This is a genomic window from Kitasatospora sp. NPDC048715, from assembly GCF_043198905.1.
Classification (GTDB): domain Bacteria; phylum Actinomycetota; class Actinomycetes; order Streptomycetales; family Streptomycetaceae; genus Kitasatospora; species Kitasatospora lactacystinica.
Window position 1 is genome coordinate 349,426 of the sequence record NZ_JBICVH010000001.1, and the last position, 24,797, is coordinate 374,222.

Annotated in this window: 19 protein-coding genes; 7 read left to right on the top strand and 12 right to left on the bottom strand. The window is 74.4% G+C overall.

Features of this window, described 5'->3' with window-relative positions; genetic code table 11:
- Positions 1 to 43: 43 nt before the first annotated feature.
- The 3 genes from ACGFSC_RS01645 to ACGFSC_RS01655 form a co-directional block, all read right to left on the bottom strand.
- Positions 44 to 718, bottom strand: a complete 675-nt coding sequence (locus ACGFSC_RS01645; protein ID WP_030288117.1) for a Crp/Fnr family transcriptional regulator — start codon at positions 716 to 718, stop codon at positions 44 to 46.
- Between the two features lie 367 nt (positions 719 to 1,085).
- Positions 1,086 to 1,703, bottom strand: coding sequence for an RraA family protein (locus tag ACGFSC_RS01650; RefSeq protein WP_359901966.1), 618 nt, complete (start codon positions 1,701 to 1,703; stop codon positions 1,086 to 1,088).
- A gap of 141 nt (positions 1,704 to 1,844) precedes the next feature.
- On the bottom strand, positions 1,845 to 2,633 hold the full coding sequence (locus ACGFSC_RS01655) for an alpha/beta fold hydrolase (protein WP_359901968.1): 789 nt from the start codon (positions 2,631 to 2,633) through the stop codon (positions 1,845 to 1,847).
- Positions 2,634 to 2,805: 172 nt separating this feature from the next.
- Between ACGFSC_RS01655 and ACGFSC_RS01660 the strand changes: the two genes are divergently transcribed.
- The 3 genes from ACGFSC_RS01660 (at position 2,806) to ACGFSC_RS01670 (ending at position 6,545) form a co-directional block, all read left to right on the top strand.
- Positions 2,806 to 4,575 (top strand): FUSC family protein, encoded by a 1,770-nt coding sequence (locus tag ACGFSC_RS01660; RefSeq protein WP_359901970.1) that lies wholly within the window; start codon positions 2,806 to 2,808, stop codon positions 4,573 to 4,575.
- A gap of 42 nt (positions 4,576 to 4,617) precedes the next feature.
- Complete coding sequence (locus ACGFSC_RS01665) at positions 4,618 to 5,118, top strand: MarR family transcriptional regulator (RefSeq protein WP_359901973.1); 501 nt, start codon at positions 4,618 to 4,620, stop codon at positions 5,116 to 5,118.
- Positions 5,119 to 5,258: 140 nt separating this feature from the next.
- Positions 5,259 to 6,545, top strand: a complete 1,287-nt coding sequence (locus ACGFSC_RS01670; protein ID WP_359901976.1) for a histidine kinase — start codon at positions 5,259 to 5,261, stop codon at positions 6,543 to 6,545.
- 34 nt (positions 6,546 to 6,579) lie between these two features.
- Here the strand turns inward: ACGFSC_RS01670 and ACGFSC_RS01675 are convergent, their stop codons facing one another.
- Complete coding sequence (locus ACGFSC_RS01675) at positions 6,580 to 9,108, bottom strand: FtsX-like permease family protein (protein WP_359901979.1); 2,529 nt, start codon at positions 9,106 to 9,108, stop codon at positions 6,580 to 6,582.
- Positions 9,109 to 9,381: 273 nt separating this feature from the next.
- Positions 9,382 to 9,996 carry a response regulator transcription factor gene (locus ACGFSC_RS01680; RefSeq protein WP_359901982.1) on the bottom strand — a complete coding sequence of 205 codons (615 nt, stop codon included), beginning with the start codon at positions 9,994 to 9,996 and terminating at the stop codon, positions 9,382 to 9,384.
- 123 nt (positions 9,997 to 10,119) lie between these two features.
- Here ACGFSC_RS01680 and nth point away from each other — a divergent pair, with 123 nt between their 5' ends.
- The 4 genes from nth (at position 10,120) to ACGFSC_RS01700 (ending at position 13,946) form a co-directional block, all read left to right on the top strand.
- Positions 10,120 to 10,998, top strand: coding sequence for an endonuclease III (gene nth, locus ACGFSC_RS01685; protein WP_380357878.1), 879 nt, complete (start codon positions 10,120 to 10,122; stop codon positions 10,996 to 10,998).
- Positions 10,995 to 11,768: a CoA pyrophosphatase gene (locus ACGFSC_RS01690; RefSeq protein ID WP_359901985.1), complete on the top strand. Its 774-nt coding sequence runs from the start codon at positions 10,995 to 10,997 to the stop codon at positions 11,766 to 11,768. The genes nth and ACGFSC_RS01690 overlap by 4 nt, the downstream gene beginning before the upstream one ends.
- A 46-nt stretch (positions 11,769 to 11,814) precedes the next feature.
- Positions 11,815 to 13,002, top strand: coding sequence for a MarP family serine protease (locus tag ACGFSC_RS01695; protein WP_359901988.1), 1,188 nt, complete (start codon positions 11,815 to 11,817; stop codon positions 13,000 to 13,002).
- 242 nt (positions 13,003 to 13,244) lie between these two features.
- Positions 13,245 to 13,946 (top strand): metal-dependent hydrolase, encoded by a 702-nt coding sequence (locus ACGFSC_RS01700; protein WP_359901991.1) that lies wholly within the window; start codon positions 13,245 to 13,247, stop codon positions 13,944 to 13,946.
- Positions 13,947 to 14,111: 165 nt separating this feature from the next.
- Here ACGFSC_RS01700 and ACGFSC_RS01705 read toward each other — a convergent pair whose 3' ends face one another.
- From ACGFSC_RS01705 to ACGFSC_RS01735, 7 genes are all read right to left on the bottom strand, one after another.
- Entirely contained in the window at positions 14,112 to 14,321 is a 210-nt protein-coding gene (locus ACGFSC_RS01705; RefSeq protein WP_359901994.1) for a hypothetical protein, read from the bottom strand.
- Between the two features lie 214 nt (positions 14,322 to 14,535).
- Complete coding sequence (locus tag ACGFSC_RS01710) at positions 14,536 to 15,666, bottom strand: alpha/beta hydrolase (RefSeq protein WP_359901997.1); 1,131 nt, start codon at positions 15,664 to 15,666, stop codon at positions 14,536 to 14,538.
- A 154-nt stretch (positions 15,667 to 15,820) separates the two neighbouring features.
- A complete protein-coding gene (locus ACGFSC_RS01715) occupies positions 15,821 to 16,297 on the bottom strand; it encodes a phage holin family protein (RefSeq protein ID WP_359902000.1) in 477 nt (158 codons plus the stop codon).
- A gap of 344 nt (positions 16,298 to 16,641) precedes the next feature.
- Positions 16,642 to 18,048 carry a Na+/H+ antiporter NhaA gene (nhaA, locus tag ACGFSC_RS01720; RefSeq protein WP_359902003.1) on the bottom strand — a complete coding sequence of 469 codons (1,407 nt, stop codon included), beginning with the start codon at positions 18,046 to 18,048 and terminating at the stop codon, positions 16,642 to 16,644.
- Between the two features lie 509 nt (positions 18,049 to 18,557).
- Positions 18,558 to 20,522 (bottom strand): acetate--CoA ligase, encoded by a 1,965-nt coding sequence (gene acs / locus ACGFSC_RS01725; RefSeq protein WP_359902006.1) that lies wholly within the window; start codon positions 20,520 to 20,522, stop codon positions 18,558 to 18,560.
- Between the two features lie 241 nt (positions 20,523 to 20,763).
- The gene (locus ACGFSC_RS01730) at positions 20,764 to 23,196 is read right to left on the bottom strand and encodes a SulP family inorganic anion transporter (RefSeq protein WP_359902009.1); all 2,433 of its coding nucleotides are present in this window, start codon (positions 23,194 to 23,196) and stop codon (positions 20,764 to 20,766) included.
- Positions 23,197 to 23,685: 489 nt separating this feature from the next.
- A complete protein-coding gene (locus ACGFSC_RS01735) occupies positions 23,686 to 24,693 on the bottom strand; it encodes an ATP-binding protein (protein WP_359902011.1) in 1,008 nt (335 codons plus the stop codon).
- Positions 24,694 to 24,797 lie beyond the last annotated feature (104 nt).

The window sequence follows — 24,797 nt, forward strand, 5'->3', positions numbered from 1 at the left end:
GGGCCCCTCCGCGTTCGCGGGCGTCAGCGGCGTTTCGCCGGCGTCAGCGCGAGCGGCGCGACAGCCGCTCGACGTCCAGCAGCACCACCGCGCGGGCCTCCAGCTTCAGCCAGCCGCGGCCGGCGAAGTCGGCGAGCGCCTTGTTGACCGTCTCGCGGGAGGCGCCGACCAGCTGGGCCAGCTCCTCCTGGGTGAGGTCGTGGGCGACGTGGATGCCCTCCTCGGACTGCACGCCGAACCGGCGGGAGAGGTCCAGCAGGGCCTTGGCGACGCGGCCGGGCACGTCGGAGAAGACCAGGTCGGACATCACGTCGTTGGTGCGGCGCAGGCGGCGGGCGATGGCCCGCAGCAGCGCGATGGAGACCTCGGGGCGGGCGTGCAGCCAGGGCTGGAGGTCGCCGTGGCCGAGGCCCAGCAGCTTGACCTCGGTCAGCGCGCTGGCGGTCGCGGTGCGCGGGCCCGGGTCGAACAGCGACAGCTCGCCGATCATCTCGCTGGGGCCGAGCACGGCCAGCATGTTCTCGCGGCCGTCCGGCGAGGCTCGGTGCAGCTTGACCTTGCCCTCCGCCACGACGTACAGCCGGTCGCCCGGGTCGCCCTCGTGGAACAGCGACTCCCCACGGGCGAGGGTGACCTCGGTCATGGAAGCGCGCAGCTCGCCGGCCTGTTCGTCGTCGAGTGCCGCGAAGAGTGCGGCGCGCCGCAGAACGTCGTCCACGTGCTTCCTCCTTCTCGGCCGTACGGCGGGTGGGCCGTCCGGCGCAAGTTCCGTTCAGTGTTCTGCATCACCAAGCATGGCGCATGTCGCTCCGATCATATGAGGAGGGGGTGTGCCGAGGTGCGCCGTGCGGGGCCATTCGTACCGGTGGGTCACCGGCCGGACCCGGTGACGGGAGCCCGGGGAAGGCCATCGGTCGAACCTTTGTCCATTCGATTCGAACAGGGAAACGGCCCCTGCCGTGCGGGCGTGTCCCGCCGCCGGACCGCCCGGCGACGAGTGCCGGCGGAGCCCCTCGGTCCGCCCGGCTCCGGGGCCGGGCGGACCGAGGAGCGGACCGGGGGCGGACCGTACCGGAGCCGGGCGATCAGCCGGTGAAGCCCAGCTCGGCGAGGGCCCGGTCGATCCGGGCGCGGTGCGCGGCCTCCCAGTCGTCCAGGGTCTCGGCCGCCTCCTTGGCCAGCTTCGCCCGGGCCGCCTCCAGGACCCGAGCCCGCTCGGCGGCGGGCACCACCACGACGCCCTCCTCGTCGGCCACCACGATGTCGCCGGCCGCCACCGACACCCCGCCGCAGGTCACCGGGGCGCCGTGGGTGCCCAGCCGCTCCTTCGCCCCGGGGATCGGGATCACCCCGCGGGCGAAGACCGGGAAGGCCAGCTCCCGCACCTCGGCGAGGTCCCGGATCAGGCCGTCGGCCACGAAGGCCGCCACGCCCCGGCGCTGCGCCACCGCGCAGACGTTGCCGCCGGCCAGCGCGTGGTCCAGGTCGCCGGACTCCACCACGATCACCGAGCCGGGCCCGGCCCGGTGGATCGCCGCGTGCAGCATCAGGTTGTCGCCGGGCGGGCACCGCACGGTGAAGGCCGGCCCGGCCACCCGGGGCATGCCCGTCCACAGCGGTCGCAGGCCGGCGTCCATGACCTGGGCGCGGCCCAGGACGTCGGCCAGGGTGGTGGTGGGGATGTCCTTGAAGTCCTCGTCCATGCTTCCTCGTCCGTCGTTGGTTGTCCGTCGTTGATTGTCCGTCGGTGGTCGTCCGCCGGTGGTCGTCCGTCGGGTGGGTGCGCGCCGGAGAGACGACGCCGGTGATCGTCGGAAGACCAGGCGGTGCCCCCGGGCCGCGCGTCAGGCGTAGAACTTCAGCAGTTCCGGCGCCAGCACCTCGGCGGACACCTCGTGGGTCTGGCCGTCCAGCGTCCGGTACTCGGCGTCCGGCACGGCCGCCGCCACCGCGCGGGCCGGGGCCCGCAGCGTCTCCGGGCTGGCGCCGCCGTCCAGGACCAGGGTCGGCACGGCGATCGTGGCCAGCAGGTCGACCGGGACGACCGCGCCGGTCCGGTCGCCGAGCGCCGCCGCGTCGTACGCCAGGGTCGGTGCGACCGCCTCGAACAGCGGCCACACCGGCGCGCCGCGCATCCCGTCCACCATCTCCGCCGGCGTCCCGGCGTAGACCATGAGGGCCGCGACCGCGTCCCCGCGGCGCCCCTCGGCGAGCGCCGCCGTCAGCTCGGCGACGTACTGGCGGAAGCGCTCGCTCTGCGCCTCCCCGGTGCTGAACGGCGGCTCGTAGACGGCGAGTCGGGTGATGCCGGTGCCCGCGGCGGCGGCCCGCAGCGCGAGTGCGGCGCCGGAGGAGTGGGCGAGGACGTGGGCCGAGCCGCCCGCCGCCGCGATGACGGCGGCCAGGTCCTCGATCTCTCGCTCCACCGCGAAGGGCGGGGTGTCCCCGCTGTCGCCGCGACCGCGCCGGTCGTAGGTCCACACGGTGTGCCGCGCCGCCAGCTGTTCGGCGATCGAGGCGCTCGGCCCCATGCCGCGGTGGCACAGTGCGCCGTCGACCAGGACGACGGCGGGGCCGGTCCCGGTGACGGAGCAGGCGAGGACGGTGCCGTCGGTGGAGACCACGGTGTTCATGGGTGTTCCTTGCTGTCGTACGAGTCGGTCGTGGAGGTAGACCGGGGTTCGCCGCAGAACTCATCGCTCCGGCCGAAATTTTCTTCCGGAGCTTCCGGACCCTCCGGGCCTCTGTGGCGGGGTGTCCGGGCGTATATGTTTCACAGGTAAATTACCTGCTAACCTTTTTTGCATGGTCACAACCGCCCAGTTCCGCCAGGCACTTCGGGTCGGTCCGGCCGGGGACGGCTGGCACAAGCCCGCGCTCAGCGCCGTGGTCACCCTCGGCGCGCTCAACCTCACCCTGCTCGGCCTCGGCCGGCTCGACCTCGCCCTCTACACCTCGGCCGGCGGCCTGGGCGCGCTGTACGGACACGGCCTGCCCTACCGGGCCCGGGCCCGGACGCTGGCCGGCGTGCTGCTCGGCACCGTGCTCAGCACCGGCGCCTCCCTCACCGCCGCCGCACTGACCCGCGACGCCGCCGTCCTGGTCGCGGTGGCGGCGGTGCTCGCCGCCCTGCACAAGCTGCTCTGCGACGCCGCCCGGATCGGCCCGCCCGGCAGTCTGATCATCACTTTCACCTCCGCCAGCTGCGCCTTCCTCCCGCAACGGCTCGCCGAGGTCCCGCCGCACCTGGCGCTCACCGCGCTCGGCGCCGCGCTGGCCTGGGTGGTCTGCATGGCCCCGGCCCTGGTGCGCCCGTACGGGCCCGAGCGGATCGCCACCGCCCGCGCCCTGGAGGCCGCCGCCCGGCTGCTGCGGACCGGGCCCGGCCGGCCGGAGCCGGACGCCACCGCCCGAACCGCCCTGGTCGGAGCGGTCGAGGCGGCCTGGCAGAGTCTTGCGCTCTCCACCCCGTCCCGGCGGCGCGCCCTCGGCGACGCGCCCGAGCGGCTGCTGGTGCGCGCGGAGGCCGCACTGGCCGGACCGGCCCGGCCCGAGGACGCCGCGCGGTACCTCGACCTGGCCCGCGACCTGCGGCGCGGCCGCCCGCTGCCGTCGCTCGACCTCACCGAGGCGGAGGCGGCCGAGCCTTCCGTCCGCCGTCCCGGCCCCCGACCGCCGCTCCGGCGGGCGCTGCGGCCCGGCTCCGCGCTGCTGCCGATCGCGCTGCGGGTCGCCGTCGGCTGCGCCGCTGCCGGGTGGATCTCGCTGGCGCTCGGCGTCGGCCGGCCGTACTGGGCGGTGGTCACCGCGGCCTCGGTGTTCCAGGCGAACAGCACGCTGTCCTGGCAGCGCGCACTGCAGCGGGTGCTGGGCAACCTGCTCGGCCTGCTGCTGTTCACCGCCGCGCTGCCCGTCGCGCACACCGGCCCGGTGGCGCTGATCGGACTCGGGCTGGTCTGCCAGTTCGGGGCGGAGGCGACGATCGCCCGCAGCTACTGGCTGGCGACGGTCTTCGTGACCCCGATGGCGCTGCTGATGACGGAGTTCGCGGGCCCGCAGCCGGCCGGGGCGCTGATCGCCGACCGCTGGCTGGACACCTGCGTCGGGGCGCTCGCCGGCCTCGCGGCCTGCCTGCTGGTCACCAACCGCCGTACCGCCGCCCGGCTGACCCGCGCGCTCGCCGGAGCGGAAGCGGCCGGCCACCGGGCGTCGGCCGCCGTCCGCGCCGCCTCGCCCGCCTCGTCCGCCCTGTCCGTCGCGGACGTGAGCACCCCGGACGCCCTCGCCGCCCGTACCGGCCTCGCCGCGGCCCTGCTGGAGCTGCGCGAGGCCACCGACACCGCCGCCGGCGAGTGGCGCCGACCCGCCATCCCGCACCAGCGCGCCACCGCCACCGAGCGGCAGGCCCACCACCTGCTGGCCGCGCTGCTGGAACACCGCGGCCACGACGGCCCGTCCGATCCCGGCCCGGCGCTGCCGGACACGGCCCGGGCCGCGACGGGCACGGCCGGGGCCGCGACGGGCACGGCCGGGGCCGCGACGGGCACGGCCGGGGCCGCGACCGGCACGCCCTAGGATCGAAGCCGAACGGCAGGCCGCAGAACGGGAGCAGCACACGTGGAGGACGTCGTCGCAGGTGTGCTGCGCCAGTGGGAGCGGGCCTACCCGGGGCTGGACACCGGTCCGATCGCCGTCCTCGGCCGGATCAACCGCTGCGCCGCGCTGCTCCAGCAGACCCCCGACCCGCTCACCCGGGCCGGCCTCACCCGCGCCGAGTTCGACATCCTCGGCGCCCTGCTCCGCCTCGACCGCGAGCTGACCCCCACCCAGCTGGCCCGGGAGAGCTTCGCCTCCGGGGCCGCCGTCACCAAGCGCCTGCGGCTGCTGGAGGAGCGCGGCCTGGTCAGCCGCCGCACCGACGACCGGGACCGCCGGGTCGCCCACCTCGCGCTCACCGAGGAGGGCCGGACGCTGGTGGACGGTCTGATCCAGGAGCTCGTCGCCTACGACCGCGCCCTGCTGGCCGGACTCACCCCCGCCGAGCAGGACCGGCTCGCCGAGGCCCTCAGCGGCCTGCTGAACAGCCTTGAGGGGACGATCGGCCGCACCCCGGCCTGAGCCGGCGAACCGTGGCGGAGCGTCAACGGTGCTGCTCCGGCGGGAAACTATGCTCGGGGTGCGGGCGTACGGGGGCGCCGGGTGCGCGGCGGGCTCCCGCTGGGCGCGCGGTGTGTCGAGCCGTCTACCGGGAGTTCCCCTTGGGCCACAGCGCGGACCGAACCGACGCCGATCGCTCCCGTCCGAAGCACCCCGGCGGCTTCGGGCGCTTCGGCGGCTCCGGCGGCTCCGGTGACCCGCTCGCGCGGCTCACCCGGGGCATCGTGGTCATGGTCGCCGTCGGCTTCTGCGCCGCCTCGGTGGTGGCCACGGTCCGCAACCACGACGGCCTGGCCTACCAACTGCCCGCCGTCGCGCTGCTGCTGGTCCTGCTCGCCCTGCAGATCGGGCACGCCGGTCCGTGGCGTCTGGCGCGGCGCTGGTGGCCGTGGAGCCTGGTCGTCCACGGGGTGCTCACCTACCTTCCGTTCCTGTTCTTCGACGGGGCGTGGGTCGGCATCCCCGGGTCGTTCGCCGGTTCGGTGCTGCTGACCGTCGCGCTGCCGCGTTCCTGGGTGCTGTTCGTCGCACTGGTGGCCGCCCAGTACCCGCTCTGCGCGGCGCTGGGCGGGAACCCCGGCCAGTGCGTCAATGCGTCGGTGTCCACCGCCGTGGGCGGCATCGTGGTCTACGGCGTGGCCCGACTCGCCGACCTGACAGCCGAGTTGAGGGCGGCCCGGACCGAGCTGGCCGAGCTCGCGGTGGACCGGGAGCGGCTGCGTTTCGCGCGCGACCTGCACGACCTGCTCGGCTCCAGCCTCTCGGTGGCGGCGCTGAAGTGCCAGCTCGCCGAACGGCTGGCCGCGGACGAGCCGGAACGCGCCCGCGCGGAGATCGCCGAAGTGCTGGCACTGGTGCGGCAGGCGATGGCGGACACCCGCCGGCTCCCCAGCGGCGACCTCGGGATGTCCCTGGCGCGGGAGGCGCGTTCGGCGGTCTCGGCGCTGCGGGCGGCCGGGATCGGGGTCGAGGCCGAACTGGACTGCGAGGGGCTGCGGCCCGAACTCGACGCGGTGCTGGCCACCGTGCTGCGCGAGGCGGTCACCAACCTGCTGCGGCACAGCGCGGCCCGGCGCTGCGGGATCCGGGCCGGCCGGGACGAGCTCGGCACGGTGCGCCTGGTGGTCTCCAACGACGGCGTGCCGCGCGAACCGGGCGGCGCTCCGGGTGAGCCGGGCGGTGCTCCGGCATGCGAACCGGGCGGCGCTCCGTGCGAGGAGGGTGGCGGGCCCGGGTCGGAGGGTGGCGGCCACGGCATCGGGAACCTCACCGAGCGGCTGCGGGCCGTCGGCGGCCGGCTGACCGCCGAGCGGGACGGAGCGGGCTGGTTCCACCTCACGGCCGTCGTCGAGGCCGAGCCCGCCCGGGAGGCGGCCCGCGCCGCCTGACCGGGGCCCGGGCCGCCTGACCGGGCCCGGGCCGCTACTCGCGCATCCCCATCGTCTCGACCGGCTTCCGGCGCAGCGCCAGCCGGGTGGTCAGCAGGACGGTGCCCATCCCCAGCAGTGCCGCCCCGCCCAGTACCGCGGCCACCCAACTCCCGGGCGGCGCGGGCCAGGCCGTCCCGGTGAGCGCCAGGCTGACCGGGACCAGGACGGCGGCGGTGACGGCCGCACCGAGGGCGAGAGCCACCGCGACCGTGATCCCGCCCTCCCAGGCCGCCATCCGCAGCACCTGCGGCCGCGTGGTGCCCACCAGCCGCAGCAGCGCGAACTCGCGCCGCCGCTCGCCGATGGCCATCACCAGGGTGTTGACCACGGCGATCGCGGTGAACAGGCCGATCATGCCGAGCAGCAGCCGTCCGACCGCCGTGGCGGACTCCTGCCGCTGTCTGCGGGCCGCGTCGTACTCGGCCCGGTCGCCGACCCGGGCCATCGGGTAGGCCGCGGTGAGGTCGTGGAGTTCCCGGCCGACCTGCCGGGGGTCGGTTCCGGGGGCGGTACGGACCAGGACGGTCGGCGTGAGCGGGTCCGGGGCGTGGGCGGCTGCGAAGGGGGCGGGCAGCAGGGCGTCCGCGAACCGCACGTCGCGGTCGTACACGGCGGCCACCGTCGCGGTGCTGCCGGTGCCGTCCGGCCATTCGATCCGGACGGTGGTGCCGACGCCGGCCTTGAGCGCGGCGGCCGTCCGCTGCCCCAGCGCGATGTCCGCGTCGCGCAGCCCGTCCAGCGAGCCGGCCGTCACCCCGGGGTCGACCAGCTCCGCCAGCCCCTGCGGCTCGACGATCCGGGCGTTCAGCCCGTACTGGTCGACGTCCCCGGCGGAGACCCGGACGGTCGTGGAGACCGTGCCGTCGGCCGCCGCGACGCCCGGCAACCGCCGTACCGCGGCGGTGAATTCCGGCGGCAGGCCGATGCCGACGGCCTGGACCACGTGGTCGGCCAGCAGCCGTCGGCCGTCCTCGGCCGCGGTGGCCCGGGCCTTGACCACCGGGACGAACAGCACCGTGCCGGTGAAGGCCACCGCCAGCACCAGCGGGGTGACGGCGGCGGCGAAGCGGCGCGGCTGGGCCCGCAGCGCGGCCGAGGCGAGGAAGCCGGCCGCCGGGAAGAGCCGGCCCACCGGCCCGCCGATCGCCACGCTCGCGACCCGGCCGATCAGCGGTCCGAGCAGGGCCACCCCGAGCAGCAGCACCAGCACCATGCTCTCGGCCGTCCCCGCCCCGCGGTGGTCGTCGGTCGAGTCGGCCAGCACCGCGCCGGACCCGGCGAGCGTCACGAGCCCGAGCCCGGTCCGGATCCAACCGATGCCGGGCGGCGGCGCCGAGGCGTCGCGCAGCGCCCGGGTGGGCTCGACCCGGGAGGCCCGGCGCGCGGCGGCCGCGACGGCCAGCTGCGCGGTGACGACGACGCCGCCGAGGACGATCAGCGGGGCGGTCGGCCCGATGTGCAGCGGCACGTCCGAGCCGACCACCCCGCGGTCGACCAGTTCGCCCCGCAGCAGCGCGGCGAGGCCGGTCCCGGCGGGGAGGCCGACGACCGCGGCCGCGAGGGTCAGCACCAGCGTCTCCAGGGCGATCATCCGCCGCACCTGTCCGGTGGTGGCGCCGACCGCCCGCAGCAGGGCCATTTCGCGCAGCCGCTGCTGGACGGAGAGCGCGAGCGCCCCCGCGACCACGAAGGCCGCGACGAACAGCGACAGCACGCCCGTCGTCCCGGCCAGCGAGGAGAGGCCGTCGCCGGGCCCGGGAGCGCCGGAGAACTCCAGCTCGCCCCGCTCGTCGCCGGTGTGCACCCGGGGCCCGGACCAGTCCGGCACGCCGGCGCGGTCCCGTGCCGCGGAGAGTGCCCGCCGGGCCTGCTCGGCCGGTGCCCGCAGGTCGGTCCCCTCCCGCACGGTGAGCCCGATCGCGTCCGCGCCGGCCGCCGTCCCGGCGAGCTCGGCGGCCTGCCCGGGGCTGAGGAAGAGCGCGCTCTGACGGGCCAACTCCTGTGGTGCCGCGGCCAGTCCGGCCACGGTGTAGCCGCGCGGCGCCTCGGTGGTGGCCAGCCGTACGGTGCCGCCGACCGTGACCCCGGCGCGGGCGGCCGTCGCGGTGTCGAGGACCACCTCGTCCGGCCCGGTCGGGGCGCGGCCGGCGGTCAGCCGGAACGGGGTGAGGGCGGCGCTCGTCCAGGAGTGCCCGAGCGAGGGGCCGCCCTGCGGTCCGGTGAGGACCTGCCCGGAGGCGGTGACCACGGCCGCCGGGAAGGAGACCTCCGGGACTGCGGCCGTGACGCCGGGCAGCCGGGCGAGTTCCGCGGTCAGCGGTCCGGCGTCCGGGATGCGGGTGCCGTCGCCGACCACCACCGGGGCCCCGGCCCAGCGCTCGGTGGGGGTGCCCGCGCGCAGGGCGGACTCCAGCAGGACCCCGCAGGCGACGGTCAGGACCAGGGCGCAGACGAGCGCGGTGAAGGCGCCGGCGAAGCCCGCCTTCCGGGCCCGCACCGTTCGCCAGGCCAGCTTCAACACGCGGCTCGACCTCCCGGTGGTTCGCCCTCGATGACATCGCGAGCGTAGTTCCGGGGGCATCGGCCGGATTTCGGTTCGTCGACGAAGGGAGGCCTCGTTGAGAGGGTCCGTGCGCCTTCCACGGGCGGATCCATGCGAAACGCACGGTCCGTCGAACCGGCGGGGCCGTACTGCCCGGGTGTCGGGGTGTCGGGGTGCCGGTCGCCGAAGCCGAAGCCGAAGCCGAAGCCGTGGCGCGGGGCGCGGGGCGCGTGGCGCGGAGAGTGCCGGGGGCTACGCCGTCGGCAGCCAGCCCATCTCCTCGGCGATCCGGATCGCGTCGACCCGGCCGCGGCCCCCGGTCTTGGCCACCGCGGCGGCCAGGTGGTTGCGCGCGGTGCCCGTGGAGATGAACAGCCGGCCGGCGATCTCGGTGGCGGAGTCCCCCTGCGCCGCGAGCCGCAGGACCTCCGACTCCCGGGGCGTCAGCGGGTTCTCCCGGGTGTCCAGGGCGGCCAGCGCCAGCTCCGGGTCGACGACGCGCTCGCCGGCGGCCACCTTGCGGATCGCCGCCGCCAGCTCCTGCGCCGGGGCGTCCTTCCCGAGGAAGCCGAGCGCGCGGGCGGAGAACGCGGCGCGCAGGTTGGCGGGTCGCACCAGCCCGGTGAGGATCAGCGTCCGGCACCCGGGGAGCTTCTCGTGCAGTTCGGCCGCCGCCCGCAGCCCGTCCAGTCCGGGCAGGGCGATGTCGAGCACCGCGACGTCCGGGCGCACCTCCAGGGCGGTCGGCACCACCAGGTCCCCGCGCTCCACGTCGGCGACGACCTCCAGGTCCTCCTCGTACGCGAGGAGGGCCACCAGCGCGCCGCGCACCATGCTCATGTCCTCTGCCAGCAGGACCCTGATCATCCGTACTCTCCCCCTGTCAGGTGACGGCCACGGGCGGACTTCATTAGACAACAGGCCTTGCCAGGACCGGTTTCCGTGCTTGATCGGCCGCGAGCGGTCCGCCGGTCGGCGTAGCCTTCGTGCATGGCAGAGAGCAAGGTCCGGAAGGCCGCGGCGCAGGAGCCGGTGGCGAAGAAGGCGGCGGTGAAGCCGAGGAAGCCGGAATCGCGCCTGGCGATGGTGCGGCGGGCCCGGCGGATCAACCGCGAGCTGGCGGAGCTGTACCCGTACGCGCATCCGGAGCTGGACTTCGAGAACCCGTTCCAACTGCTGGTGGCCACCGTGCTGTCGGCGCAGACCACCGACCTCCGGGTGAACCAGACCACCCCGGCGCTGTTCGCGAAGTACCCGACGCCGGAGGACATGGCGGCGGCGAACCCGGAGGAGCTGGAGGAGATCATCCGCCCGACCGGCTTCTTCCGGAACAAGGCGAAGTCGCTCCTGGGCCTCTCGATAGCGCTGCGCGACGAGTTCGGCGGCGAGGTCCCCGGCCGGCTGGCCGACCTGGTGACCCTGCCCGGCGTCGGCCGCAAGACCGCCAACGTCGTCCTCGGCAACGCCTTCGGGGTCCCCGGCATCACGGTGGACACCCACTTCGGGCGGCTGGTCCGGCGGTTCGGCTGGACCACCGAGGAGGACCCGGTGAAGGTCGAGGCGGCCGTCGCCGAGATCTTCCCGAAGTCGGAGTGGACGATGCTCTCGCACCGGGTGGTCTTCCACGGCCGCCGGATCTGCCACTCCCAGAAGCCCGCCTGCGGCGCCTGCCCGATCGCGCCGCTCTGCCCCTCCTACGGCGAGGGGGAGACCGACCCGGAGAAGGCACGCAAGCTGTTGAAGTACGAGATGGGCGGCCGGCCCGGGCAGCGGCTGCGGCCGCCGGCCGACTTCCCCGGCGAGGCGGCCGCCCGCGCGGACGCCGCCGGCCACCACGGGCACGTCGCGGACCTGGCGGTGGACGCATGAGCGGGCGGTGGGGCCACCCCGGGCCGGAGGCCGGGGGAGTCGCGCGGGGCATCGAGCCGGACGGGCTGCCGAGCTGGCTGGAGCCGGTCCGGGAGGCGGCCGAGCGGGTGCTGCCGGAGCAGCTGAGCCGTTTCCTGCCACCGGCCGAGGGCGGCCGGCCGGCGGCCGTGCTGATGCTGTTCGGCGAGGGACCGGAGGGTCCGGACCTGCTGCTGATCGAGCGGGCCCGCTCGTTGCGCTCGCACGCCGGCCAGCCGTCCTTCCCCGGCGGCGTGCTGGACCCGGAGGACGGTGACCCGAACGGCCCGGGCCCGATCGCGGCGGCGCTGCGCGAAGCCTGGGAGGAGACCGGCCTGGACCCGGCCGGGGTGCAGGTGTTCGCGGAGCTGCCCCGGCTGTACATCCCGGTGAGCAGCTTCGTGGTGACCCCGGTGCTCGGCTGGTGGCGCGAGGAGACGCCGGTGCGCCCGGTGGACGCGGCCGAGACCGGCGCGGTGTTCCGGGTCACGATCACGGAGCTGGCCGACCCGGCGAACCGGGTGCGGCTGCGCCACCCGTCGGGGCACATCGGGCCGGCCTTCGCGGTCGCCGGGCGGCTGGTCTGGGGCTTCACCGCCGGGGTGATCGACCGGGTGCTGCACCACGGCGGCCTGGAACTGCCCTGGGACCCGTCCCGGATCGTCGACCTCTCGGACGACGCGCTGGCCCTGGTCCAGGGAGACCTCGAACACTCCCGGGTGCTGCCGGGCGGCGACGCCGACGCTTCGTGACCGGACGTCGGCGCGTGCGGCGCGCGGACCGTGGGAGGGTGTCCGAGTGAACGTCCTGGATGTGCTGCTGATCGCCGCGGCCGTGGCATTCGCCGTGTCGGGCTATCGGCAGGGCTTCGTGGTCGGCGTGCTCTCGTTGGTCGGCTTCCTCGGCGGCGGCCTGCTCGCCGTCGAGCTGCTGCCGCTGCTGGTGCTCGACCACATCGGCCCGGGCACCACGGCCTCGGTGGTGGCCGTCGTGGTGGTGATCGTCCTCGCCGCGATCGGCCAGGCGATCACCGCGCACTTCGGCTGGAAGCTGCGCGGACACATCGGGCGCCGCCCGGCCCGGGTGCTGGACGCGAGCGGCGGCGCGGTGGTGAACGTCGTCTCGATGCTGCTGGTGGCCTGGCTGATCGGTTCGGCGCTGGCCGGGGCGTCGCTGCCGACGGTCTCCAAGCAGGTGCGCTCCTCGGCGGTCCTCGGCGGGGTGCAGAACGCGCTGCCCGGCGACGCGCCGAACTGGTTCTCGGACTTCTCCAAGGTGCTCGCCCGCAACGGCTTCCCGCAGGTCTTCAACCCCTTCGAGCACGAGCCGATCACCCAGGTCGACACCCCCGACCCCGCGCTGGCCAACAGCCCGGCGGTGACGCGGGCCCGGCAGAGCCTGGTCAAGGTGGTCGGCACGGCGACCTCCTGCGGCAAGACCCTGGAGGGCAGCGGCTTCGTCTTCGCCCCGCACCGGGTGATGACCAACGCCCACGTGGTCGGCGGGGTCAACGAGCCGACCGTGCAGATCGGCGGGGTCGGCCAGCTGTACGACGCGACGGTGGTCCGCTACGACTGGCAGCGCGACATCGCCGTCCTGGACGTGCCCAAGCTGAACGCGCCCGCACTGGCCTTCGCCGGCGAGGCGAAGACCAACGACAGCGCGATCGTGGCGGGCTTCCCGGAGAACGGGGCCTTCAACGTCCAGCCGGCCCGCATCCGCGGCCGGATCCAGGCCAACGGCCCGGACATCTACCACCGCGGCCAGGTGGTCCGCGACGTCTACTCGGTGCGCTCGGTGGTCCGGCAGGGCAACAGCGGCGGCCCGCTGCTCACCCCGGACGGCGAGGTGTACGGCGTGGTCTTCGCCAAGTCGCTGGACAGCGCGGACACCGGCTACGTGCTGACCGCGGCCGAGGTGCGCGAGGACGTCGAGCAGGGCGGCGCCGCGACCGGCCGGGCGGACACCCAGGGGTGCGCGCTCTGACGGGTGCCGGCGGGGCAGGGCCGGGGTTGGGGTGGGGTGGGATTGGGTTGGGGCTGGGGTCGGGCCGGGGCCGGGCTGTGGTCGGGCTGTGGCCGGGCTGTGGCCGGGAAGGGCGCGCCGGGCCGGTCCGTCCGATATCCGTCGCCCCGTCAGGCAGCCCTGGTAGCCTCGGCCGCGCTCACCCGTTCGGCTCAACCGGGCGCCGTCCCGGCGTGGGCCCGACGAGAGGTCGTGGCAGTCCGATGATGGGTCACTCGCACGCGGTGAGCGGGGCGATGCTGTACGCGGCCTCGGCTCCCTTCCTGCCCCCGCTGCTCCTGCACACCACCCTGCAGCCGGCGGACATACTGATGGGCACGGTGCTGTGCGCGGGCGCGGCCCTGCTGCCGGACCTCGACCACCACGACGGCTCGATCGCCAACTTCCTCGGCCCCGTCTCCAAGGTGCTCTGCCGCTTCGTGGCGTGGATCTCCGGCGGCCACCGGCACGCCACCCACTCGCTGCTGTTCGTCGCGCTGATGGGCGCCGGCACCTGGGCCGGGGTCACCTACCTGGGGCGCAACTTCACCCTCGGACTGACCTTCTTCCTGCTGGCGCTCGCGATCCGGGCCCTGCGGCTCTGCCCGCCGGGCGACGGACCGGAGGCCTGGATCACCGTCATCGGCCTGGCCGCGCTCGGCACCTTCGGGATGAACACCTGGATGCCCAACTCGCCCGGCTGGCTGCCGTACGCGGTGGCGCTGGGCACGCTGGCGCACCTGCTCGGCGACTGCCTGACCAAGAAGGGCGCACCGCTGCTCTGGCCGCACAAGGAGCGCTACGAGGTCGTGCTGATCAAGCGCAGCGGCAACAGCGTCGAGACCAAGGTGCTGGTGCCGATCATGTCGGTGGCGACCTTCGTCCTGCTCTGGTTCACCGCGCTGTCGCCGACGATCGTGAACTGAACGGGCCCTGCCAGTCGGCCGGCACCGGGCGCATCGGTGCTCGGTGCGCCGGCACCCGGCGTACCGGTGCTCGGCGTATCGGCACCCGGCGTACCGGTGCTCGGCGTACTGGTGCTCGGTGCGCCGGTGCCCGCTGTGCCGGGCGATGAGATGCGGCGCGGGGCCTCAGGTCTCGCGCCGCAGCCGTGCGCCCACCCAGCGGGCGCGCCGGCCGAGGATGCGGGGGATGCCGAGCTGCCGCCGCTCCGTGCGCCGGCGGCCGTCGGGGCCGTCGAAGCCGAGGTCGTCCGCCCGGTCGGGCCGGTGGGCGGAGCGCTGGGGGCTGTTGTGACGTCGGCCGCGCGGGGCGCCGCCGCTTTCGGGCATCCAACTCATACCGGAATGGATGCCCCTGGGCCGGTGGAGGTAACCGCCCGGGCCTCGCCGAAATTGGCCTATGCGGTTGTCATATGAGCGTCAACATAAGGGAGTTGGGCCCGATAGCCCTTCCGGTCGCCCGAGCGTCCGACCGCACGTACGGCCGCTTCCGGCCGCGTACGGGATCCCCGGCTCCGCGTGGCCGTGCGGTTGCGTCCGGCCGCTTCCGGGGTCACTCCTTGTGGCGGCCGACCCAGTCCAGCAGCTCGGCGGTGAACTCCTCCGGCGCCTCCTCGTGCGGGAAGTGCCCGACGTCCGGCAGCAGCCGCCAGCGGTACGGCGCCGCCACGTACTCGCCGCCGCCGAGCGCGGTGTGCGACAGCAGCACCGGGTCCGCGGCGCCCTGGACGTGCAGGGTCGGCGCGGTGATCGGCTTCTTCATCCGCCGGGCGAACTGGATGCCGTCCGGCCGGGCCAAGGAGCGCAGCAGCCAGCGATACGGCTCGATCGAGCAGTGCGCCGTGCTGGGGATCTGGATCGCCTGCCGGTACGCGTGCAGCGCGGCCTCGTCCAGGCCGTTCGGACCGGTCCAGGAGGTCAGGTAGCGGCCGACCTGCTCGGCGTCGTCGGCGACCAGGCGGCGCTCCGGTATCCACGGCCGCTGGAAGCCCAGCACGTGCTCGAAGGCGGCGAACTGCCGGCGGTCGGTCAGCAGCGCCCGGCGCAGGTCCCGCGGGTGCGCGGCGGAGACCACGGTGAGGCTCTGGATGACGGACGGCCGCATCACGGCCGCCACCCACGCCAGGGTGCCGCCGGAGGCGTGCCCGACCAGGTGCGCCCGGCGCTCGCCGAGCGAGCGGATCACCCCGGTGATGTCCAGGGCGAGGTTGCCCGGGTCGTACCCGCGCGGGGTGCGGTCGCTGCCGCCGATGCCGCGCAGGTCGAGCGCCACCGCCCGGTAGCCGGCCTCGGCGAGCGCGGTCAGCTGGTGGCGCCAGGCCCACCAGTACTCGGGCCAGCCGTGCACCAGCAGCACCAGCGGGCCGGAGCCCAGCTCGGCGATGTGGAAGCGGGCGCCGTTGGCCGCGAGGTCGCGGTGCGTCCACGGGCCGGCCTGCCGGATGCTCCAGGCCTCCGCGTCGCCCGCGGCCGGGGCCCCGGAGGAGGCCGCCGCGAAGGCTTCCCGACCGGTCTCCCGCTCAGGCTTTCGCCCAGGCTTCCGCGCGGGTGCCGGGCCGGTGCCCCCGGGGGCGGCGCCGGGGTCTTCGGGACCGGCGGGGCCTTCGGGGGTGAGTCCGGCGCCGGAGTCGGGGCCGGATTCGGCGGACGGCTGCGCGGGCACGGGCTTCTGGTCAAGCGGCATACCGAGAGCGTGTCACATCCCGGCGCCGGACACGTGCCCGGCACTCGTGGTCGGCGGGTTCGGAGCCCGCCCGGGCAGGCCCTCCCCGCTCACGGCGCGGCGCCGTCCCCGCCCGCCCGGGCCGGTCACCGGCGCCCCGCCGACACCGGGTCGGTTACGGGATGCGGCCGAAGGCCCGGTCGATCTCCTCCTGGGTGGCCGGCCGCGGCCGGGCGTTCTTCAGCACGTCGGCGGTCTTCTGGGCACCCTCGATGGTGCGCACCGGCTTCTCGATCTTCTTGAACGACCGCCAGGCCAGCATCCCGAGCAGCACCGCGAGCAGCAGGTAGGCGCCCGCCACGACCAGGAAGGACCAGCCCAGCGACAGGCCCAGCGCGTGGATGCCGAAGGCCGCCGCGGCGCTCAGCATCGGGATGGAGAACAGCGCCACCACACCGGCGACGATCAGCGAGACGCCGCCGGAGACGCCGCGCTTGACGTCCGCCCGGATCTCGGCCTTGGCGAGCGCGATCTCGTCGTGGACCAGCGCGGACAGGTCGGCGGTGGCCGCCGCGAACAGCTGCCCCACCGAACGCTCGCCCTCGTAGGGCACCCGGCCGTTGCTGGACGGGTCTGCGGCTCCTGCGGGCATCAGCGGTTCTCCTCTGCGGCTGTGCGGCGTGACGCCGCCGCGGGTGTGCGGTTCCGGGGCCGGCGGGGGGTCCGGAGGCGTCTGTGGGTTGTCGACAGCTCAGAATCATGCCCCTACCGGTCAGTCGGACACCACTCCGGGGCCCCGCCGGAGGGATGTGTCCCGGCGGCGGGGGTGCTCCGGGCGCCTCCGCCGGGGCCTGCCGGAGGTCGTGGTCCCCGGTCCTCGGGTGCCTCGGTCGGGCCCGCCGGACCGTTCCCCCGCCCCGGTCCTCCGGGTGCCGGCCGAAGGGCCTTCCGGGGTCCCGGCCGGGAGGCCTCGGGCGGGGCTTCAGCCGGGGCGTCTCAGCCGGTGTGGCCGGGCCGGCCCTGGTGGCCGGGGCCGGGGTCGCCTTCCTCACCGGTCGCCGGGCGGGGCGACTCGCCGACCCTGGCCTGCCAGGCCGGGTCGTCCTCCTGGTAGATGTCGGGGATGCCGTCCCCGTCCACGTCCCGGTCCTCCTCCTCGCACAGCTCGCGGTAGTGCCGGTTGCGCAGTTTCAGCAGGACCGTGGCGACGACCGCGGCGAGCACCGAGCCCACCAGCACCGCCGTCTTGGCCCGGGCGGCGAGCGCAGGGTCGTCCGGGAAGGCCAGCTCGCTGATCAGCAGCGAGACGGTGAAACCTATGCCCGCGAGCACCGAGACCGCGACCATGTCGGCCCACTTGAGCCGCGGGTTCAGCTCGGCCCTGGTGAACCGGGCGGTCAGCCAGGCCCCGCCGAACACGCCCACCGACTTGCCGACCAGCAGGCCGATCACGATGCCCAACGGGGCGGCCTGGGTGAACACCTCGCGCAGTTTCGGGCCGGAGACGGCCACCCCGGCCGAGAACAGCGCGAACAGCGGGACGGCGAGGCCGGCCGAGAGCGGGCGGACCAGGTGCTCGATGTGCTCGCCGGGGGAGTGCTGCTCGTCGCCCTCCCGGTGGCAGCGCAGCATCAGACCCATCGCGACGCCCGCCACCGTGGCGTGGATGCCGCTCTCGTGCATCAGTGCCCAGGTCACGAAGGCCAGCGGCACGAAGAGGTACCAGCCGTGGACGCCGCGCCGGTGCAGGAACCAGAACAGCGCCAGCCCGACGAAGGCGAGGCCGAGCGCCCAGAACTTGATGCCGTGGCTGTAGAAGATCGCGATGATCAGGATCGCGATCAGGTCGTCGACCACCGCCAGGGTGAGCAGGAAGGCGCGCAGCGGGGACGGCAGGTGGCTGCCGACCACGGCCAGCACCCCGAGTGCGAAGGCGATGTCGGTGGCGGTCGGGATCGCCCAGCCACTGGGATGCCCGCCGCTGCCGGAGTTCACCAGGGCGAAGAGGATCGCGGGCAGTGCCACCCCGCAGACGGCGGCGACCACGGGCAGCAGCGCGGCACTGGGCGTGCGCAGCTCACCCGCGACGAACTCGCGTTTGAGTTCGATCCCGGCGACGAAGAAGAAGATCGCCAGCAGGCCGTCCTTGGCCCAGGTGGCCAGGGAGAGGTTCAGGTGCAGCGGGGCGGAGGGGCCGACGGTGTAGTCGAGCACGCTCTGGTAGGCCTGCGGCCAGGCGTTGGCCCAGATCAGTGCGACGACGGCGGCACCCAGCAGCAGCATGCCGCCGACCGTCTCGGTGCGCAGGGCGTCGGTGATGAAGGTGCGCTCGGGCAGTGACAGCCGGCCGAGGAACTGCCGGCGGCGGGTCGTCGGCTCATGAACGGGCGGCTGGTCGGTCACGCGGGACCTCCTGGGGCTGGGAGCGGCAAATGGATGCACGTGTGGTGCAGTTGCCGACCAGACTTCCCGGCGCGCCCTGTGACGCCCGCGACTCCCGTCAAGGGATCTTGATGCGTCCTTAATAGTCTAGCGGGACGTTTGGGTGACATCCGGATTGTCCTAACAAAGGACTTAATCCCTGCGGGCTGGTTTCGCACTCCGGAGGAGCAGCGGCCCGTACGCGGAACGGCGGCCGCGTACGCGGAGCGGCGGCCTGTACTCGGAAGGGCGGCCTGTACTCGAGCGGCGGCCGCGTGCCCGACGGGCGGCCCCGTGCTCGAACGGCGGCTCGGCACCGGACGGCGGCAGGGCCGCTGGGAGAAGGTGGGATGCCCGGGTGGCCCCGCTGTCCGAACGGGTGACTGACGGGACGACTGTGCCCCGGGCGGTGATCACCGCCCGGGGCACAGTCGTCGTCTCAGTGGCGCTCGGCGGTTGCCGGCGCCGTGGGCTCAGCCGTTGTCGTGGGCTCAGCCGTTGCCGTTGCTGTTGTCGGAGGGCGGCAGCTGGGCCTGGATCTGGCTCATCACCGTGCTGTCGGCCAGGGTGGTGGTGTCACCGACCTCGCGGCCCTCGGCGATGTCACGCAGCAGGCGGCGCATGATCTTGCCGGAGCGGGTCTTCGGCAGCTCGCCGACCACCTTGATCTGCTTCGGCTTGGCGATCGGGCCGAGCGTGCGGCCGACGTGTGCCCGCAGCTCCTCGACCAGCTCGGGGCTCTCGGTGACGCCGCCGCGCAGGATCACGAAGGCGACGATGGCCTGGCCGGTGGTGGCGTCGGTCGCGCCGACCACGGCGGACTCGGCCACCGAGGGGTGGCCGACCAGGGCCGACTCGACCTCGGTGGTGGAGATGTTGTGCCCCGAGACGAGCATGACGTCGTCCACCCGGCCGAGCAGCCAGATGTCCCCGTCCTCGTCCTTCTTGGCGCCGTCACCGGCGAAGTAGCGGCCCTCGAAGCGCGACCAGTAGGTGTCGATGTAGCGCTGGTCGTCGCCCCAGATGGTGCGGAGCATGGACGGCCACGGCTCGGTGAGCACCAGGTAGCCGCCGGAGCCGTTCGGCACCTCGACGGCGTTGTCGTCCACCACGGTGGCCGCGATGCCCGGCAGACCGCGCTGGGCCGAGCCCGGCTTGGTCTCGGTGACGCCCGGCAGCGGGCTGATCATGATGGCGCCCGTCTCGGTCTGCCACCAGGTGTCCACGATCGGACAGGTGCCGCCGCCGATGTGCTCGCGGTACCAGACCCAGGCCTCGGGGTTGATCGGCTCGCCGACGCTGCCCAGCACCCGCAGCGAGGACAGGTCGAACTTCGCGGGGATGTCGTCGCCCCACTTCATGAAGGTGCGGATCGCGGTCGGCGCGGTGTAGAGGATGGTCACGCCGTACTTCTGGACGATCTCCCAGAACCGGCCCTGGTGCGGGGTGTCCGGGGTGCCCTCGTAGATGACCTGGGTGGCGCCGTTGGAGAGCGGGCCGTAGACGATGTACGAGTGGCCGGTGACCCAGCCGATGTCGGCGGTGCACCAGTAGACGTCGGTCTCCGGCTTGAGGTCGAAGACCGCGTGGTGAGTGTAGCTGGCCTGGGTGAGGTAGCCGCCCGAGGTGTGCAGGATGCCCTTGGGCTTACCGGTGGTGCCCGAGGTGTAGAGGATGAACAGCGGGTGCTCGGCGTCGTGCGCCTCGGGGGTGTGCTCGGTGGACTGGCGCGCGGTGATCTCGTGCCACCAGACGTCGCGGCCCTCGGTCCACGGGACGTCCTGCTCGGTGCGGCGGACCACCAGGACGTGCTCGACGCCGTCGACCTTGGTGAGCGCCTCGTCGATGGCCGGCTTCAGGGCGGAGGGCTTGCCCCGGCGGTAGCCGCCGTCGGCGGTGATGACGAGCTTGGCCTGGGCGTCCTGGATGCGGGAGGCGACGGCGTCGGAGGAGAAGCCGCCGAAGACCACCGAGTGGGTGGCGCCGATCCGGGCGCAGGCGAGCATCGCGACGACCGCCTCGGCGATCATCGGCAGGTAGACGGCGACCCGGTCGCCCTTGCGGACACCGAGTTCCAGCAGTGCGTTGGCCGCCTGCGAGACCTCGTCCTTGAGCTGGGCGTAGGTGATCGAACGGCCGTCGCCGGGCTCGCCCTCGAAGTGGATCGCGACCCGGTCGCCCAGGCCGTTCTCCACGTGGCGGTCGACGCAGTTGTACGCGACATTGAGCTTGCCGTCGGCGAACCACTTGGCGAAGGGAGGGTTGGACCAGTCGAGGGTCTCGGTCGGCTCGACGGCCCAGGTGAGGCGACGGGCCTGCTCGGCCCAGAAGCCCAGACGGTCCTCGGAGGCCTGCGCGTACGCGGCCGCGGTGACGTTGGCGGCTGCGGCGAGCTCTGCCGGCGGGGCGAAGCGCCGCTCCTCCTTGAGCAGGTTGGCCAGGCTCTCGTTGCTCAACGCGCACTCCTCATCGAGTCATGATCGGGGGCGTTCCCGTGCGTGGGGATTGTCCCGTGTGTCCCAGCGCACAGCTCACCAGGCGAACGGGGCAGTTGACAAGAGGCTCCTGGGAATTGGTGTAGACCTTTGACCGATGGCCGGCCGGGTTCCGGTCCGATCCACCGCGGAGGACCGGACGGCCGTTCGGGGGTGGGTGGGCCCGTGCCCCGGCCCGCCCGGCGGGACACGGACACGGCTCTCAGGCGGCCAGTCGGGGGCCCTCCCCGCCGTCCCCAGCCGGAAGCCGATCATCCGCATTCACCCGTTCGGCCGATGCTGTGTCCGGCCGGTCCTCGGAGCCGGTCCCGGTGGGGTTCTCGGCGTGGTGTTCGATTCCGTTCGTGCGATCGCCGGTGCGGGCCTCGATCGGGCTGAACGTCCCGGCGGCCCGGTCCAGGACATAGGCCTGGGCCGTCGCGAAGTCGAAGTACATCCCGACCAGTCGCAGGGTGCCCTCCTCGACCCGGCGCTCCACCGCCGGGTTCGCCATCAACTGGTCCAGCTGCTGGACCACGTTGGTGATGCAGAGTTGCTCCACGACGTCCACCGCCGGCCGGGTGGCGAACTCCGCCGGGACGCGTCGGAGCCGGTCCAGCGAGCCGCGGCCGTTGCGCAACCAGCGGGCCAGGGGGGTGGGCGGCCCGGGGCGCTCGTGCACGCCGTCCAGCAGGGCCTTCATCGCGCCGCAGCCGGAGTGGCCGCAGACCGTGATCGAGCGGACCTCCAGCACCTCGACCGCGTACTGCACCGCGGCGGCCACCGAGTCGTCGGCCGCTCCGGGTTCGTGCGGGGCCGGCACCAGGTTGCCCACGTTGCGCACGGTGAACAGGTCGCCCGGGCCGCTGTTGGTGATCATGCTGGTGACCATCCGGGAGTCCGCGCAGGTCAGGAAGAGCTGGGAGGGCGCCTGCCCCTCGCGGGCCAGCCGCGCGAGTTCCGGCCTGATCAGCGGGGCGGTGTGCAGCTGGAACACCCGGACTCCGTCCAGCAGTCGGCCGTGCGGGTCCTCCTGCTGATCGATGCAGTGGTGGCCGACCCAGGGCGTCCAGGCCCGGCACCGGTGCGGGCCCGGTGAACTGCCCGCGCGCACGGTGCCGTCCGGGTCCAGCACTTCGTCGTCCTGGCGGCGCGTCACCATCGAGACCCGGCTGCCCGCGTCCTGGTGCGCGGCCCGCCAGGTGTGCAGCGTCTCGTACGCGGCGTGGTCCAGGAAGGAGCCGTCGTGGATCACCGTGACCTCGGCCCCGGCGGGGATGCCGGCCAGCGCCCGGCTGAGCCGGGGTACGGCGGTGAAGGTGAGCGGGCCGTGCGTCCGGACGGTGACCGTCCCGTCGGGGCCGGTCTCCACGTCCACGTGGGCGCGGGTCAGCCGGTAGAGCGCGAGCAGTACGGCGGTGCCGGCGCCGATCGCGACGCCCCACAGCACGCCGGCGGCCACCACGCCGAGCACGGTGATCAGGTAGACGGGGAACTCGCGGTGCCGGTGCACCCTGCGGATGTGCGCGAAGCTCACCATCTGCAGCCCGACCACCAGCACCAGAGCGGCGAGCGCGGCCAGCGGGACGTGGCGCAGACCGCCGGTCAGCGCCAGCGCGGCGGCCAGCACCCAGACGCCGTGCAGCACCGAGGCCCACCTGGTCCGGCCACCGGCCCGCACGTTGGCGGTGCCGCGCACCGCGCCCCCGGCGACCGGCAGCCCGCCGACCAGGCCGCTCACCAGGTTGGCGAGGCCCTGGCCGCGCAGTTCGCGGTCGAGGTCGCCGGTGCGCCGGGACATCCGGTCGATCGCGACGGCGGACAGCAGCGACTCCACGCTGGCCACGGCGGTGACGGTGAGGACGGCGGCGAGCAGCCCGAGGACCGGGCCGTGCGGAAGCGCGGGCAGGAGCGACTGCGGGCGCCAGGCGGGCAGCTCGATGTGGGCGAGCCGCAGGTCCAGGGCGAGGACGAGGGCGGTGGCCAGCGCGACCCCGGCCAGCGGGCCGGGCACCTTGGTCAGCCGGGCGCCGAACTCGCCGGCACGGCCGGGGAGTCGGCCGAGCCGGGGCCAGCCGACCAGGACGGCGACGGTCACCGTGCCGGCCAGCACCGCGGCCGGGTGCGGGCCGGACAACTGGCCGGGAAGGGCCAGGATGTCGGCGATCGCGGAGCTCTGCGGGGAGCCGCCGAGGACGACGTGGAGCTGCGCGATCGCGATGGTGATCCCGACCCCGGCCAGCATGCCGTGCACGATCGCGGGCGAGACGGCGAGCGCCGTCCGGGCCACCCGACGTGCGCCGAGGAGGAGTTGGAGCAGGCCGGCGGCGACGGTGATGGCGCAGGTGGCCTGCCAGCCGTACCGGGCGATCAGCCCGGCGGTGATCACCGTCAGCGCCGCCGAGGGGCCGCTGACCTGGAGCGGTGTGCCGCCGAACAGCCCGACCACGATCCCGCCCACGGCCGCGGCGGCCAGGCCGGCGGTGAGCGGGGCGCCGGTGGCGAGCGCGATGCCGAGGGAGAACGGCACGGCGATGAGGAAGACCACGAGGGACGCGGAGAGGTCCTGGGCCCACCGGATCCGGGGGGCCGGGCCCGGTGGCGCGTGGTCGGTGGTGTCGGAGGCGATGGGGGCGCTGGAGATGTCGAGGGTCATTGTCTTCCCGTCTGTCCGGGGGAGCGAACGCAGTCAGGTCCGGCGGTGAGTCCGGGGTGGGGCTCCGGGGCGGATCGGCTGTCGTGGGTCGCGACGGTGTGGCGGGATGGCGTGGGCGCGGCGGGGGAGTGCGGGTGTCACCGGCCGGCGTTGACCATCAGGCACGCCAGGGCTCCGGGCGAGGTGCGGGACGTCTCACCGGGGGCCGCCGGGCGAACCATCAAGACTCGGTAAACCGAGGGTAATGAAAGCTTTGCACAGCGTGGTTCCGGGAGGGAAGCGGAAAACCCTCTGGTTCACCCCAATGGGTGGTGGCCGAACGGTCGGGAATCTGCTGGTGGCAGGTGTCGTGGCACCGGCCGGCCGCGGACCGGCGACGGGAGCGGGGCCGGGGTCGGGAGCGGTCCCGGAGCGGGAGCACGCACGGCGAACGGGCCACGGCCTCCCGGGGCGGGGAGGCCGCGGCCCGTCCGGCTGCGGTGGTGCGGGTCAGGCGTGGGCGCCCGCCGGGGCCGCACGCCCGCCGTCGTCCGCGAACCCGCCGAGGACGAACTCCTCGTCCACCTGTGTCGCGAGGTCGATGCCGACCTTGGAGTTGGCCCAACTCTCCGCGTTGCGGCGGTGGAAGAGCACCGCCTGCTCGGTGTAGCGGCGCGCGTCCCGCCGCCCGTACGCCGCGTCGGCCTCGAACCGCAGCTCCTCCAGCACGGCCCGGTTGGCCGGCTCCAGGGACTTCAGCGGCGGTTCGGCGCCCTGCTCCAGACGGCGCACCCAGTCCGACTGCCCGAAGGTGGTGAGCAGGTCGGCGCCGACCTCGCGGCGCAGGAAGGCCAGGTCGTCCGGGCCCTGCACCTTGTTGCCGACCACTCGCAGCTGCACGCCGAAGTCGCGGGCGTAGTCCCGGTACTGGCGGTAGACGGAGACGCCCTTGCGGGTCGGCTCGGCGACCAGGAAGGTCAGGTCGAAGCGGGTGAACAGGCCGGAGGCGAAGGAGTCCGAGCCCGCGGTCATGTCGGTCACCAGGTACTCGCCGGGGCCGTCCAGCAGGTGGTTGAGCAGCAGCTCCACCGCGCCGACCTTGGAGTGGTAGCAGGCCACCCCGAGGTCCTCCTCGGTGAACGCGCCGGTCGCCAGCAGTCGTACCGAGCCCTCGTCCAGCGCGATCGGGCGGGCGCAGGAGGCGTAGACCGGGTTCTCCTCGACGATCCGCAGCAGCCGCGAACCGCGGCCGGGCGGCGTGGTTTTGATCATCTCGTCGGAGGAGCGGATCAGCGGGTTGCTGCCGCGCAGGTACTCCTTGATCTCCGGCAGGTGTCCGCCCAGCGGGGGCAGTTCGGCGGCCTGATCGTCGGTCAGCCCCAGGGCGGGGCCGAGGTGCTGGTTGATGTCGGCGTCCACGGCGACGACCGGCCGGCCCATGGCCGCCAGGTGGCGGATGAACAGCGCGGACAGCGTGGTCTTCCCGCTGCCGCCCTTGCCGACGAAGGCGATCTTCATCTGGGGACTCCGGCTCTCGCTCAGGGCCCTCGCTGCGGGCCGCCTGCCCGGGGTGCGCGCGCCGCGACCCCTAGTTGGAAATCGTTATCGTCTCCGATAGTGGC